Origin of the sequence: Corynebacterium lipophilum, from assembly GCF_024102595.1 — a bacterium.
In the GTDB taxonomy this organism is placed as follows: domain Bacteria; phylum Actinomycetota; class Actinomycetes; order Mycobacteriales; family Mycobacteriaceae; genus Corynebacterium; species Corynebacterium pseudogenitalium.
Map to the genome: position 1 here is coordinate 267,883 of NZ_JAEUWV010000001.1, position 14,519 is coordinate 282,401.

At 56.2% G+C, this 14,519-nt stretch carries 13 protein-coding genes; 12 read left to right on the forward strand and 1 reads right to left on the reverse strand.

Annotation, left to right across the window (positions count from 1 at the left end; all coding sequences use genetic code 11):
- Window positions 1-903 carry a KPN_02809 family neutral zinc metallopeptidase gene (gene ypfJ / locus JMN37_RS01295; RefSeq protein ID WP_255365768.1) on the reverse strand — a complete coding sequence of 301 codons (903 nt, stop codon included), beginning with the start codon at window positions 901-903 and terminating at the stop codon, window positions 1-3.
- 114 nt (window positions 904-1,017) lie between these two features.
- On the opposite strand from ypfJ, the gene aspS reads away from it, so the two are divergent.
- The 12 genes from aspS to JMN37_RS01355 all read left to right on the forward strand — a co-directional run bounded on the left by aspS (window position 1,018) and on the right by JMN37_RS01355 (window position 14,485).
- Entirely contained in the window at window positions 1,018-2,793 is a 1,776-nt protein-coding gene (gene aspS / locus JMN37_RS01300) for an aspartate--tRNA ligase (protein ID WP_070477189.1), read from the forward strand.
- A 145-nt stretch (window positions 2,794-2,938) separates the two neighbouring features.
- On the forward strand, window positions 2,939-4,309 hold the full coding sequence (locus tag JMN37_RS01305) for a replication-associated recombination protein A (protein ID WP_070976822.1): 1,371 nt from the start codon (window positions 2,939-2,941) through the stop codon (window positions 4,307-4,309).
- A 48-nt stretch (window positions 4,310-4,357) separates the two neighbouring features.
- Window positions 4,358-7,024 carry an alanine--tRNA ligase gene (gene alaS, locus JMN37_RS01310; protein WP_071572584.1) on the forward strand — a complete coding sequence of 889 codons (2,667 nt, stop codon included), beginning with the start codon at window positions 4,358-4,360 and terminating at the stop codon, window positions 7,022-7,024.
- Between the two features lie 110 nt (window positions 7,025-7,134).
- On the forward strand, window positions 7,135-7,629 hold the full coding sequence (gene ruvX / locus JMN37_RS01315; RefSeq protein ID WP_070362388.1) for a Holliday junction resolvase RuvX: 495 nt from the start codon (window positions 7,135-7,137) through the stop codon (window positions 7,627-7,629).
- Complete coding sequence (mltG, locus tag JMN37_RS01320) at window positions 7,626-8,792, forward strand: endolytic transglycosylase MltG (RefSeq protein ID WP_071572585.1); 1,167 nt, start codon at window positions 7,626-7,628, stop codon at window positions 8,790-8,792. The genes ruvX and mltG overlap by 4 nt, the downstream gene beginning before the upstream one ends.
- Window positions 8,792-9,613 carry a shikimate dehydrogenase gene (locus JMN37_RS01325; protein ID WP_070362390.1) on the forward strand — a complete coding sequence of 274 codons (822 nt, stop codon included), beginning with the start codon at window positions 8,792-8,794 and terminating at the stop codon, window positions 9,611-9,613. Before mltG ends, JMN37_RS01325 begins: the two co-directional genes overlap by 1 nt.
- A gap of 3 nt (window positions 9,614-9,616) precedes the next feature.
- Entirely contained in the window at window positions 9,617-10,039 is a 423-nt protein-coding gene (locus JMN37_RS01330; protein WP_083433151.1) for a prepilin peptidase, read from the forward strand.
- 22 nt (window positions 10,040-10,061) lie between these two features.
- Window positions 10,062-11,273 carry a chorismate synthase gene (gene aroC, locus JMN37_RS01335; RefSeq protein ID WP_070362391.1) on the forward strand — a complete coding sequence of 404 codons (1,212 nt, stop codon included), beginning with the start codon at window positions 10,062-10,064 and terminating at the stop codon, window positions 11,271-11,273.
- 83 nt (window positions 11,274-11,356) lie between these two features.
- Complete coding sequence (locus tag JMN37_RS01340) at window positions 11,357-11,860, forward strand: shikimate kinase (protein WP_070363510.1); 504 nt, start codon at window positions 11,357-11,359, stop codon at window positions 11,858-11,860.
- Between the two features lie 30 nt (window positions 11,861-11,890).
- A complete protein-coding gene (gene aroB / locus JMN37_RS01345; RefSeq protein WP_071572586.1) occupies window positions 11,891-12,946 on the forward strand; it encodes a 3-dehydroquinate synthase in 1,056 nt (351 codons plus the stop codon).
- Window positions 12,947-12,950: 4 nt separating this feature from the next.
- Complete coding sequence (aroQ, locus tag JMN37_RS01350; protein WP_071572587.1) at window positions 12,951-13,403, forward strand: type II 3-dehydroquinate dehydratase; 453 nt, start codon at window positions 12,951-12,953, stop codon at window positions 13,401-13,403.
- Entirely contained in the window at window positions 13,394-14,485 is a 1,092-nt protein-coding gene (locus tag JMN37_RS01355; RefSeq protein ID WP_252930856.1) for an aminopeptidase P family protein, read from the forward strand. Before aroQ ends, JMN37_RS01355 begins: the two co-directional genes overlap by 10 nt.
- Window positions 14,486-14,519 lie beyond the last annotated feature (34 nt).

The following is a 14,519-nucleotide window of genomic DNA, read 5'->3' on the forward strand; positions in this document are numbered from 1 at the left end:
TTAGCTGTTGTAGACGCCACGGTTGAGAGTGTCGCAGGCGGACATTTTGCCGGTCCTGTACCCGGACATAAACGCGGTCTTTCGCTGCTCAGAAGAACCATGTGTCCAGGTATCGGGGTTGACGTCACCGCCCGAGCGGCGTTGGATGTTGTCATCTCCGATAGCCTGTGCGGTCTCAATTGCAGCCAGGACGTCGTCTTCAGTAAGCGGCTCAAGCAATGCGTTGTCACCCTTGTCCGCGTAATGCGCCCAGATACCCGCGTAGCAGTCGGCCTGCATTTCGATAGCTACGGCAGCAGAATGCTCACCAGGATCGTTGTAGTTGCTGAGACCGAGGGTGCCCTCAATCTGCTGTACGTGGTGTCCAAACTCGTGAGCCGTCACATACATTTGCGTGAACGGTGCGTCGTTCCCGCCGAGTGCATTGAGCTGCTCAAAAAACGTGGTGTCAAAGTACGCTGTTTGGTCGGCGGGGCAATAGAAAGGACCGGTAGCTGAGGAAGCATAGCCGCAGCCAGTCTGCGTCGCGTCCCGGAACAAGGTGAGGCCTGGTTCGGTGTAGTCAAGGCCAGCTTGCTCTGGCAAAAGGGTTTTCCAAACACCGTTGACGGATACGCCGGCTGCCTCGACCCGGCAGTCGTCGTATTTGTTAGCAGCGTTGTCCTCGTTGCAATGCTCCAAGGAGTAGCTCGAATCCGGCTCTGTGCCGGATGGAGATTGCTCGATGAGATCAGCCGGATTTCCGCCCAGTGCAATAAAGAGAACTATGAGTACAAGTCCACCAATACCACCGCCTGCGGCGATTGGGACGCCACGCCGCCCACCTGAACCAGTCTTTGCGTAGCCACTTCCGCGCTGATAGTTGCTGTTAAACGTCATGGGACAAGCATGCCATAGACGCAGGCGTTTATGGGGAATTGGTACGGTCTTCGGACCCGTCCCTTCGCATGCGAGACAAAGGGGGTACACTTTCAACAGTTAATGTTGTACCTCACGTGGAAGGACGTGGAACAGACTGTGCTGCGCACTCATCTCGCGGGCGAGCTCCGCAAAGACCTTGAAGGACAAACCGTCACGCTGGCAGGTTGGGTAGGCCGTAGGCGCGACCACGGTGGCGTTATTTTTATCGACTTGCGTGACCGCTCTGGCTACGCGCAGGTGGTTTTTAGGGATTCGGAAGTCGCTGAAGCTGCGCACGATTTGCGTAGCGAGTACTGCATTCAGGTAACTGGTGTTGTTGAACCACGCCCAGAGGGCTCGGCTAACCCGAACCTGGCGTCGGGTGAGATCGAGGTCAACGTTTCTGAGCTGAAGGTGCTCAACAAGGCTGCTGCGCTGCCGTTCCAGATTGAGGACGCCTCCTCGAACGAGGTAGGCGAAGAGACTCGCTTGAAGTACCGCTACCTTGACCTTCGTCGTGAGCGACAGGCCGCAGCACTTCGCCTCCGCGCAGCGGCGAATCGCGCAGCACGTAAAGTGTTGGATGCGAATGATTTCACGGAAATTGAAACGCCAACGTTGACCCGTTCTACCCCTGAAGGTGCGCGTGATTTCCTGGTGCCGGCGCGTTTGCGCCCTGGTACCTGGTATGCATTGCCGCAGTCGCCACAGCTGTTCAAACAGCTTTTGATGGTCAGCGGCATGGAACGCTACTACCAGATCGCGCGCTGCTACCGCGACGAAGACTTCCGTGCGGACCGCCAGCCGGAGTTCACACAGCTCGATATCGAGGCCAGCTTTATCGACCAGGACGACATCATCGCTCTCGCGGAGCAGATCGTTGTTGAGTTGTGGAAGCTGATCGGCTACGAGGTCTCTACTCCGATCCCGCGCATGACATACAAAGACGCGATGGAGAAGTACGGCTCGGACAAGCCTGACCTTCGTTTCGATATTCAGCTGGTGGACTGCACTGAGTTTTTCAAGGACACGACCTTCCGCGTCTTCCAGAACGACTACGTCGGTGCCGTTGTCATGGATGGTGGCGCTTCGCAGCCCCGCCGTCAGCTTGATGCCTGGCAGGAATGGGCAAAGCAGCGCGGCGCGAAGGGCCTGGCGTACATCTTGGTGCAGGAGGACGGCGAGCTCGGTGGTCCTGTTGCGAAGAACATCACCGAGGAAGAGAAGGCCGGCATTGCAGCACACGTTGGTGCGAAGCCTGGTGACTGCATCTTCTTTGCAGCAGGTGACGCGAAGAGTGCACGTGCACTGCTCGGCGCAGCGCGAGGGGAAATCGCTCGCAAGCTTGGCCTGATTAAGGAAGGCGATTGGGCGTTTACTTGGGTGGTTGATGCTCCTATGTTCGAGCCGTCCGCTGACGCGACAGCCTCCGGAGACGTTGCGCTTGGCCACTCGAAGTGGACCGCTGTGCACCACGCGTTTACCTCGCCGAAGCCAGAATTCAAGGCAGACTTCGAGAAGAACCCAGGCGAAGCTCTGGCATACGCATACGACATTGTCTGCAACGGCAACGAAATCGGTGGCGGATCCATCCGTATTCACGAGCGAGACGTCCAGCAGCGTGTCTTCGAAGTCATGGGCATCACCGAGGAAGAAGCCAAGGAGAAGTTTGGCTTCCTGCTTGAGGCATTTGCTTACGGTGCGCCACCGCACGGCGGCATCGCATTCGGCTGGGACCGCATTGTGTCCTTGCTTGGCGGGTTTGACTCCATTCGTGACGTCATTGCCTTCCCGAAGTCCGGCGGCGGCGTAGACCCACTGACGGATGCGCCTGCGCCTATTCCAGACGAGCAGCGTAAAGAGACTGGCGTTGATTTTAAGCCGAAGAAGTAGCGTCGACATTGCGCACGGATGAGCCGGCGCAATGAAACAAACGCGTGCCGGAGCGTCGGCAACCGTGTAGGTTGTTGGGGCTCCGGCTTTTCTCACAGGTGGTCGGCCTGCCGGGACTGAGCGGTAGTTTTTGAGGAGAGTAAACATGTCGCAGGGTGATCTATTCGGTAACTCCTTACCGACTAGTGGCCAGCAGACTGCCAATGATGGTGGCGCACAACGTGGCTCAGACTTTTTTGCAGCAGGTCACGGTGCACCCCTCGCTGCCCGAATGCGCCCTCAGAGTTTGGATGAAGTTGCTGGGCAGCAACACCTTCTTTCCGAGGGCAAACCTCTACGCCGACTTGTAGAAGGATCGGGTGCAGCCTCAGTGATACTTTACGGTCCACCTGGTACTGGTAAAACAACCATCGCTTCGTTGATCGCTAAAACAATGGGGCAAAACTTCGTTGGTCTTTCTGCACTGTCTTCAGGGGTGAAGGAGATCCGCGCGGTCATCGATACAGCGCGTAGAGATTTGATCTCGGGTGAGAGCACGGTCCTGTTTATTGACGAGGTTCATCGGTTTTCTAAGACTCAGCAGGATGCGCTGTTAGCGGCCGTCGAGAATCGCACGGTGTTGCTTGTAGCGGCTACGACAGAGAATCCGTCGTTTAGCGTGGTAGCCCCGCTGCTTTCACGCTCGTTGCTTCTGAAACTTGAATCCTTGTCGGCTGAAGACCTCGGCGTGGTGATTGATCGAGCGATACAAGACGAACGTGGGCTCGCGGGTTCCGTGAAGCTTGCCGACGACGCGCGAGCGCAACTCATAGCCTTGGCGGGTGGAGATGCACGCCGCAGTTTGACGTACCTGGAGGCAGCTGCAGCCTCAGTCGAACCGGGGGAGACGATCACCCTCGATGTCGTGAGGGAAAGCGTGAACCGTGCGGTGGTGCGCTACGACCGGGACGGCGACCAGCACTACGACGTAGTTTCCGCATTCATCAAGTCGATTCGAGGCTCAGATGTCGACGCAGCGTTGCATTATTTAGCACGGATGATTGAAGCTGGTGAGGATCCTCGCTTTATAGCGCGCAGGCTGGTCATTCATGCTTCGGAGGACATTGGTATGGCCGATCCATCAGCGTTGCAAACTGCAGTTGCCGCAGCGCAGGCGGTACAGCTGATCGGGATGCCTGAGGGTCGACTGACACTTGCACAAGCGACGATTCATTTGGCTACCGCGCCAAAATCGCCAGCAGTGATTCAGGCGATTACGCGCGCCCAGGAGGACGTGCGCGCGGGAAAGATCGGCCCGGTTCCAGCGCATTTACGGGACGGGCATTATGAGGGCGCGAAAGCGATGGGCAATGCAGTCGGTTATGTCTACCCGCATGATGACCCGAAGGGGGTAGTACAACAACAGTACATTCCCGACGGCTTAGAGGATGCGGTCTACTACACACCAACGGACCACGGTGACGAGCGAAGAATTTCCGGGTTCTTGGGTAGGCTGCGTAGGTTAGTACGTGGTTGAGGGGTAGAGTAGTTCGAGATTGATTCGAACTTGAAAGGAAACTACTCCGTGCAAACCCATGAGATTCGTGAGCGCTTTACGCAGCACTTCGTTCGTGCAGGACATACACCAGTTCCGAGCGCATCGCTTATCTTGGACGATCCGACACTGCTGTTCGTGAATGCGGGCATGGTTCCGTTCAAGCCGTATTTTCTTGGCCAACAGAACCCTCCCTTTGAACATGGGAAAGCGACTTCGATTCAAAAGTGCGTGAGAACGCTTGATATTGAAGAAGTAGGTATCACGACTCGCCACAATACGTTTTTCCAGATGGCCGGCAACTTCTCCTTCGGCCAGTATTTCAAGGAAGGCGCGATTACTCACGCATGGGAGCTGCTGACGGGCAGCGTAGAGGATGGCGGTTACGGCCTCGACCCAGAGCGGCTGTGGGTGACGGTGTATCTGGATGACGACGAGGCTGCTTCGATTTGGGAAAACAAGATCGGGGTAGATCTGTCGCATATCCAGCGAATGGGCATGGAGGACAACTTCTGGTCCATGGGTATTCCTGGGCCATGTGGTCCGTGCTCGGAGATCTACTATGACCGTGGCCCTGAATACGGTAAAGAGGGCGGGCCAATCGCTGACGATAACCGCTACATGGAGATCTGGAACTTGGTCTTCATGGAGTCGATTCGCGGTGAGGGCGACAAGAAGGGCAACTTTGAGCTCGTCGGAGAGTTGCCAAAGAAGAACATCGATACCGGGCTAGGCATCGAACGCGTTGCCTGCCTGCTGCAGGGCGTCGACAATGTGTATGAAACAGATCTGCTCCGCCCCGTTATTGACGCGGCAGTTGAGCTTACCGGCACTAAGTACGACGCAGGAGTGCACGAAGATGATGTAAGGTTCCGCGTGATTGCGGACCACTCGCGTACAGGCATGATGATCATTCTCGACGGTGTTACGCCGTCGAACGAGGGGCGCGGTTACATTCTGCGCCGCTTGCTGCGCCGAATTGTTCGCTCTGCACGTCTTCTAGGCGCAACTGGGAACGTGCTTGAGGTCTTCATGAACACCATTATGGATACAATGACGCCGTCGTTCCCGGAGATCGCGAAGAACCGGGAACGTATCCTGCGGGTTGCTTTGGCTGAAGAACGTGCCTTCTTGAAGACCCTCGAATCCGGTACACACCGATTCGACGAAACAGTCGAGCAACTGCGTGCATCCGGAGCGAAGACTCTGCCTGGCCAGCAGGCATTCGAACTCCACGACACGTACGGTTTCCCAATTGACTTGACGTTGGAGATGGCGCATGAGGCCGGACTTGACGTCGATATGGACGCATTTAACTCCGCCATGCAGGAGCAGCGAGCTCGGGCGAAGGCTGACAATAAAGCGAAGAAGCACCGTAACGTTGATGAATCGCTCTATCGGGAGTGGGTGGACAACCACCCGACCGAGTTTGTGGGCTATTCAGAACTTGAGCATGATGCCCGAGTCCTCGGTCTCGTCCGCGACGGTGACAAGGTGAACGAGGCTGCGGAAGGCGATGAGGTCGAGGTTATTCTCGACGTCACTCCGATGTACGCCGAAGCCGGTGGCCAGATGGCCGACCGCGGTCTGATTCGCGTTGGCGATACGATGTTGCAAGTTCACGACGTGCAGAAGATCGGCAAGAAACTGTGGGTGCACAAGGCAACCGTGGAACATGGCGGCATTGGCCTCGGCGATCAGGTACAAGCTGAAGTTGATGAGAAGTGGCGTCATGGGGCGCGACAGGCGCATACCGCTACCCACCTCATTCACGCTGCGCTACGTCAGGTGCTCGGCCCAACCGCTGTCCAGGCTGGTTCGATGAACAAGCCTGGCTACCTGCGTTTCGACTTCAACTACACCGAACAGCTGACTGATGCTCAGCTCCAGGAGATTGCAACCATTACGAACCAGGCGGTGGACGCAGACTTCGCGGTTAACACCATCGAAACTTCGCTATCAAAGGCGAAGGAAATGGGCGCGATGGCGCTATTCGGCGAGAACTACGGTGACCAGGTGCGGGTGGTAGAGATCGGCGGGCCGTTCTCTATTGAGCTGTGCGGTGGTACACACGTTGAGCACTCGTCACAGATTGGACCTGTTGCTGTGCTCGGCGAGTCTTCTGTTGGCTCTGGCGCACGCCGTATCGAGGCGTACTCCGGCATGGACTCCTTCCAGTACTTTTCGAAAGAAGCTGCACTGGCCTCGGGGCTCGCTGCCGAGCTCAAGACTCCAACAGGCCAGCTGCCGGAGCGCATTGCGCAGCTCACAGAGCGGCTCCGAGCTGCTGAAAAAGAGATTGAGAATTTGCACCGTCAGCAGTTGCTGTCGAAGACTGGCGAGTTCTTGGACCGCGCAGAGACCATTGGTGCGTACAAGGTGATTGCTGCGAAGCTGCCCGACGGTATCGAAGCTGGCGATGTTCGCACCTTGGCGAACGACCTTCGCGGAAAGCTGGAAGGTGAGGCCGCGGTCATTGCGCTGGCCTCTGATAACGGCGGCAAGGTGCCGTTCGTGTTTGCGGCTACCAGTGCGGCGGTAGAGAGCGGGATCAAGGCTGGCGAACTTGTGAAGTCCTTCGGTGAATACGTCAACGGGCGCGGTGGCGGCAAGCCGAACCTTGCTCAGGGCTCCGGCTCTTCCGCTGATGGTATCGATGCCGGCTTCAAGGCAATCCGCGACGTACTTGGTGCCTAAGCCCCGTAAGCACGGATCAATAGTGCGACACGCCGTATTTGGATATCCGTTGTCCCAAAAAACCAGTAGGTTTTAAGGGAAGGCACAGAGTAAACGGTTGGAGTGATGGTATGACGGTGCAGCCCGATCGCCCCGGGGTTCAAGATCCCGGGCCGGGACGTCGCCTCGGAATTGACGTCGGTACAGTTCGTATCGGTGTCGCATCGTCAGACCGTGATGCAAAGCTAGCGACTCCACTTGAGACTGTTGCCCGTGTTACAGGATTTAAAGATCGCGACGGAGCAGATATCGATAGAATCATCGACATCATCGACGAGTACAAGATCGTTGAAGTTGTTGTTGGTCTGCCACGCGATTTAAAAGGTCACGGCTCACGTAGCGTCAAACACGCGAAAGAGATCGCGTTCCGGATTAGGCGACGATCTGGGCTTCCCGTAAGAATGGCTGATGAACGTCTAACAACTGTTGCTGCAGCTCACGCCTTGCGTGCGAGCGGCGTGAACGAGCGCGCTGGTCGTAGTGTGATTGATCAAGCTGCGGCGGTTGAGATTTTGCAATCCTGGCTGGACGGCCGAACGAATTACTTCAAGGAGAATCAATCGTGACGACCCCAACAACCTCGAAACGACGTACACGGGGCACGGCGGTGCTCGTAACGTCGATCTTGCTGATCATTGGATTGATTGCCTGGATCGCGGTGATGCGTAACGGCACGAACGCCGATTTTAACGGTACCGGTAATGGTGAGGAACAAGTCGTCGAGATCCCCGAGGGCTCGAACATTTCGTCGCTGGGTCCTGAGCTTGAAGAACGTGGCATTGTTGCTTCGAACGGAGCGTTCCAGACTGCAGCTGCGAATAATGCGGACTCGGACAACATTCAGCCTGGATTTTACCGCTTGGAAGGTGAGATGAGTGCGGACAGTGCCGTGGCTGCGCTGCTCGACCCATCCAAGCGCGTGACGCCACTACAGGTTTATGGGGGTGCAACGCTCATGGATGTCAACGTCGTTGGTGGGCAACGGCGTCTTGGTATCTTGTCCATGATTCAGCAAGTTTCTTGTGGTGAAGAAGTCAAACCTGGTTGCGTTACTGTTGAAGAGCTGCACCACGTTGCGGCCGATGCGGATCCGGCGAGCCTCGGCATTCCAGAGTGGGCACTCGAGGTAGTGAACGCTCGAGCGGGAGACGCGAAACGTCTTGAAGGACTTATTGCTCCGGGTGAGTACATCGTGGATCCAGGGGCGTCTGCCGAGGCCGTGCTCACTGATTTGATTACGCGATCTGCAAAGCAGTATGAAGCGACAGACATAGTCACGAGGGCAAAGTCAGTTGGATTGACTCCGTACGAACTCGTCGTAGCTGCATCTCTGGTTGAGCGTGAGGCTCCTGCCGGAGAGTTCGATAAGGTGGCTCGAGTTATCCTGAACCGTCTCAAAGAGCCTATGCGTCTCGAGTTTGACTCGACCGTCAACTATGGGTTGCCCTCTGTTGAGGTTGCGACGTCACGTGAGGACCGTGAGCGGGTCACTCCTTGGAACACGTACGCGATGGATGGACTACCGCAAACGCCGATTGCATCACCATCGATGGAAGCAATTGAGGCGATGGAGCGGCCTGCAGAAGGTGATTGGCTGTTCTTTGTGACCATCGATAAGGATGGCACGACAGTCTTTAACCGCACTTTTGATAAGCATTTGGAGGATACGCAGCGCGCGTATGACTCTGGCATTCTCGATTCTCAGCGCGAAGGAAATCGGGAGCAGTAATGTACCAAGCAGCCGTCCTCGGTTCCCCGATTAAGCATTCACTCTCACCGGTCTTGCACCACGCTGGGTATAAGGCTCTGGGGCTCGATGATTGGCGTTACACAAGGATTGAGTGCGTCGAAGCAGACCTTCCCAGGGTCGTGCTTGAGGCGGACGAGAGTTTCCAAGGGTTTTCAGTTACGATGCCCGGCAAGTTTGCTGCGTTAAAGGTCGCGGATCGGGCAACCGATCGGGCAATTGCGATCGGGTCCGCGAACACCCTGGTCCGCACACACCAGGGGTGGCGGGCGGATAACACTGACTGCGAAGGAGTGCTGTACGCGCTTCGCCGTTTGCTTGGCGGAGCAGATATCCAACGAGCGGTCGTGATCGGCGCCGGCGGTACTTCTCGGGCTGTGATTTGGGCCCTTCGCGAACGAGGGGTTGAGGAAATTACTGTTATCAATCGTTCAGATAGGAGCGGCGAGCTTCGAGGATTGACGGAAGGCATTAGGTGCAACTTCGTATCTTTTGACAGTGATCTTTTCAAAGTTACGGCTGCTGCTGACGTGGTTGTTTCGACTGTCCCCGCAGATACGCTGCGGCCCTATGTTCAGCAGCTGGCTCACGCCCCGTTGCTCGACGTCATATATGATCCGTGGCCGACTCCGCTGGTATCCCAATCTGCCGCGAACGGTTACAAAGCAGTCGGGGGGCTGACGATGCTAGCGGGGCAGGCGTTCTCACAGTTCGAACAGTTCACGGGACGCAATGCGCCGCGTGAAGAAATGGAAACGGCGCTCGTGGAGCATTGGACCGCGTTAGAGCAGCAAAGTCACTAGAAGATGGCGGGGGGAGCTGTTTGGGGCGCGGTCGCTCTGGGGTTGGCCTGGTCGATACTGACATGCTGGTACGACCTGAAATACACGCGGTTGCCTAATTGGCTCACGTTGCCACTGTGCGTTGTAGCTGTCATTGCCGTCGCGTTCGAGCCCTTCTTATCTGTGGGTATGCTTTGGCCTGCTACCTATTTGCTGTTTGGACAGGGCATTGGTGGCGGTGACATCAAACTCGCGCTTCCACTGGGCGTTGCTTCAGCAGCGGCTGGGGGATTCATCGGTGTTATGGTGGCGTTGTTTATAAGCAGCTTCTGCACGGTATGTTTCGCGTTACTCGTGAGGTCTCGCCGTGTTCCACATGGCCCGTCGATGGTGTTGGCGAGTTGGGCAGTAATTGGAATCTATGCCGGAAACTGCATCTTCTCATGAGAAGTGTGACAGAATAGCCATCATGTTTCGCTGGACCACTGCCGGAGAATCCCACGGCCAAGCCCTGATAGCACTTGTTGAGGATATGCCTGCTGGCGTGCCAATTACTGAGCAGGAGATCGCACATCAGCTCGCTCGTCGCCGTCTCGGGTATGGACGCGGCGCGCGGATGAAGTTTGAGCAAGACAAGCTGGAGCTGCTCGCTGGAGTTGTGCACGGCACCACGATTGGTAGTCCGATCGCGATTCAGATCGGCAATACCGAGTGGCCAAAGTGGACGACGATTATGTCTCCGCATCCGTTGGATACTTCGAATGAAGATGTGCAGAAGGCCATGTCGTCTGGGCGTGGTGCAAAGTTGACTCGTCCGCGACCAGGGCATGCGGATCTTCCAGGCATGATCAAATACGGATTCGATTCGGCACGACCTGTGCTTGAGCGTTCGTCAGCACGTGAAACGGCTGCGCGAGTCGCCGCAGGAGCGGTTGCACGTGCACTTTTGCGTGAGGCCCTGGGCGTTGAGGTGTTTTCGCACGTGGTTTCAATTGGGGACTCAGTGCCTGATCGTGACGTGTTGCCTTCGTTTGCTGACATTGATGCTATCGACGCCTCTCCGGTACGTGCCGCGAGCAAGGAAGCAGAAGCCTCGATGGTTGCGTGTATCGAATCCGCAAAGAAAGCAGGGGACACCTTGGGTGGAGTCGTCGAGGTAATTGTCGACGGCCTCCCTATCGGCCTGGGCTCCCACATCTCTGGGGAAGCACGCCTCGACGCTCAGCTTGCGGGCGCCTTGATGAGCATTCAATCCGTGAAGGGCGTCGAAATCGGAGATGGTTTTGAGACTGCTACGCGCAGAGGGTCGCAAGCGCACGACGAGATTACGTTGAAACATGGCCGGGTTCAGCGGCTGTCTAACCGAGCCGGTGGCCTTGAGGGTGGTATGACCAACGGTGAGCAGCTTCGTGTGCGAGCTGCCTTCAAGCCGATTTCTACGGTGCCTCGCGCGCTGCAATCTATCGATATGGCTACCGGCGCGGAGGCCACGGGTATTCATCAGCGATCCGATATCTGTGCTGTCCCAGCGGGAGGCGTGGTCGCAGAGGCGATGGTGGCACTTGTGCTTGCGGAAGCGACATTGAAAAAGTTCGGTGGGGACAGTCTCGACGAGTTGAGGCGTAACATTGCGTCGTATCAGCAATACGTTGCGCAGCGCTTCCGTTTTGATGGGGAGTAGTCCGCAAAGAAAGGATGACTGTGAACGCAGATACAGGTTCCCGACCAGCCGTAGATGAGGTTCTAGGGTCGTGCGAGTCCGGTATTCCAAAAGTCGTGCTTGTTGGCCCTCCAGGCGCTGGGAAGACGACGATTGGGCGTCGATTAGGGAGGGCATTGAACCTTCAGTTCGTGGATTCTGATTCGATAATCGAACAAGCTGAGTGTAAACCGTGCGGTGAAGTCTATGCATCGTTGGGGGAGGATGCGTTTCGTGATCTTGAGCATGAGGTTGTGAAGCAGGTATTAGGGTGCAAGGGCGTTGTGAGCCTAGGCGGTGGCGCTGTGGTTCGGCCTGAGACGAGAGCCCTGTTAGAAAACCACCTTGTCGTGTGGGTTGACGTCGGGGTGAAAGAGGGCACTCGACGGACTGCAGGAGACGGGACTCGTCCAGTGCTGGCAGCAGAAGACCCTGAAGCGCGTTACCAGGCGTTGCTTACTGAACGTGAGCCTTTCTACCGCGAGGTTGCTGACTACCGCGTCCGCACTGACGATCGTCCGCCACAGCGCATCGTTGCTGAAGTGTTAGGCGTCATCGATAGCGAATAGAACGATTCCTAGAGAGAAGAGAGGCAAGTCATGGCAGTAGTGGATGTTTGTGGGCCCCAGCCGTATCAGGTCTTCATCGACCACGACACAACTATGAAGGTCGGTATTCGCGTGCAGGAGCTTGGGGCGAGGAAGGCCCTGATCGTGCATCAGCCTCCGCTAGCTGCCGTTGCACGAAGTATCGCGCAAGACTTAGAAAACAATAACATTGAACCCCACCTGGCGGCCGTCCCTGATGCGGAGGACGGCAAGAGCATTGCGGTTGCAAGTGAACTTTGGGATGTTCTTGGGCGTGCCGGTTTCTCGAGGCAGGACGCCGTGGTCACTGTGGGCGGCGGTGCAGCAACTGATATGGGTGGATTTATCGCTGCTACTTGGATGCGTGGCATTGACGTCGTGCATGTCCCAACTACATTGCTAGCAATGGTGGACGCCGCAGTAGGCGGGAAGACTGGGATGAACACAGCGGAAGGTAAGAACCTGGTCGGTGCATTTCATGAGCCGAAGGGCGTCTTCATCGACTTGGAACGCGTGTACACCCTTCCAGAAGAAGAGATCGTGTCTGGCTCCGCGGAGTTGATCAAGACGGGTTTTATCGCTGACCCAAAGATTTTGGATCTATTCCAGGAGGGTGCCTCTCGTCACTGGCCTGAGCTCATCGAGCGCTCTGTCGCTGTCAAAGCAGGCGTTGTCTCCGAGGACCTCAAAGAGTCGGGACTCCGTGAAATTTTGAACTATGGGCACACGCTTGGTCATGCAATCGAGCGTCGTGAGCAGTACCGTTGGCGGCACGGAAATGCTGTTGCTGTGGGAATGATGTTCGTTGCGTACCTTGCGCTGCAGCGAGGACTTATCGACGAATCGGTTGTTTCGCTACACCGTACGATCCTTGAAGCGGCTGGGTTGCCAACGCGCTACGAGCATGGCGTGTTCGATGAGCTCTATGAGGGAATGACCCGCGATAAGAAGAATAAGAACGGGCACATTCGGTTCGTGGTACTCGATGGTATCGGTTCTTGTACACGAATCGAAGACGCCACCAAAGAAGAGATGCGTGCTGCTTACGAAGCCATGATGGGGGACTAGTGCGATGATGATCCTTGTTCTCAACGGACCAAACTTGGATAGACTCGGCAAGCGGCAGCCCGAAATCTATGGCTCCGAAACCTTGGAGACACTCACACAGCGGCTGCAGAGCAAGGCTACAACGGCAGGCGTGGATGTTGAGGTTCGTCAGTCCAACCACGAGGGCGACTTGATCGATTGGGTGCACGAGGCGGCCGACAGTAAATGGCCTGTCATCATTAATCCGGGCGGTTTTACGCATACATCAGTGGCGCTGCGCGATGCTGTTGTTGAGTTGGGAGACGGTCCGGGGTTTGTGGAGGTGCACATTTCGAATATTTTCTCGCGTGAGGCCTTCCGACATCATTCGTATTTGTCGCCGTTAGCGCGTGGCGTAATTGCCGGTCTTGGTCTGGAAGGTTACGAGCTTGCAATGCAAGTATTTATCAACGACTTGAAGGAGTCCCAATGGGTTTAGCAGATACTCGATTTGAAAACCGGCGCCGTAAGCTGGCGTCTCTTTTAGCTGGTCACCGGATCGACGACATGTTAGTAACCCATTTGACGCATGTCCGTTACTTGTCTGGATTCTCTGGTTCCAATGGTGCGCTATTGATCTCCAAAGACCGCTCAGCTCGTATCACAACAGACGGGCGATACGCGACGCAGGTCGCAGAAGAAGTTCCTGATATCGAGGCAATTATCACTCGAAAAGTCGCCACCGAACTGCTGAGCGTAGTTGTGGAGGGCCACCGCGTTGGGTACGAAGCAGACTATGTCAGTGCATCGCAGCTTGAGGCTCTGAAGCAGGCTTGTCCTGAAGGCGTGACCTTGGTGCCTGTCGCGCAACAAATCGAGGGAATTCGGTTAGTGAAAGATGAACTGGAGCTTCAACGCTTGGCTGAGGCCGCGGAGCTGGCATCGACAGCGCTTCGCGAACTAGTTGACGCCGGTGAGCTCGCAGCAGGACAGTCAGAGCGCCAAGTCGCTGCCAACTTGGAATACCGGATGCGATTGCTTGGCGCTGATCGCCCGAGCTTTGACACGATTGTCGCGTCGGGTTTGAATTCGGCTAAGCCACACCATGGTGCCTCTGACCGCGTGATCGAAGACGGTGACTTTGTCACGATTGATTTCGGAATGTACCGTGCAGGATTCAACTCCGACATGACAAGAACGTTTGCGGTGGGGGAACCTTCTGCGTTTCTCCGCGAAATCTACGAGGTTACTCGTGAATCCCAGCAAGCAGGTGTCGAGGCGGCTGTTGCAGGTGCGAAGTTAGTCGACGTAGACAAAGCATGTAGAAGCATCATTGAAGACGCGGGCTACGGCGAATACTCCGTGCACTCGACGGGTCACGGTATCGGGTTGGATGTGCACGAGGGACCATACGCGGCGCTGACTGGCACTGGAGAGCTAGAACCATCGATGACCTTGACCATCGAACCGGGTATTTACGTTCCTGGGAAGGGAGGTGTCCGAATTGAGGACACCCTGATTATCACCAGCGGTGCACCACGTATTATCACCCAGTTCCCCAAGGAACTCATCGTGCTGTAGCATAATTGTGATTGCGAGAGCACATCTATTGTTA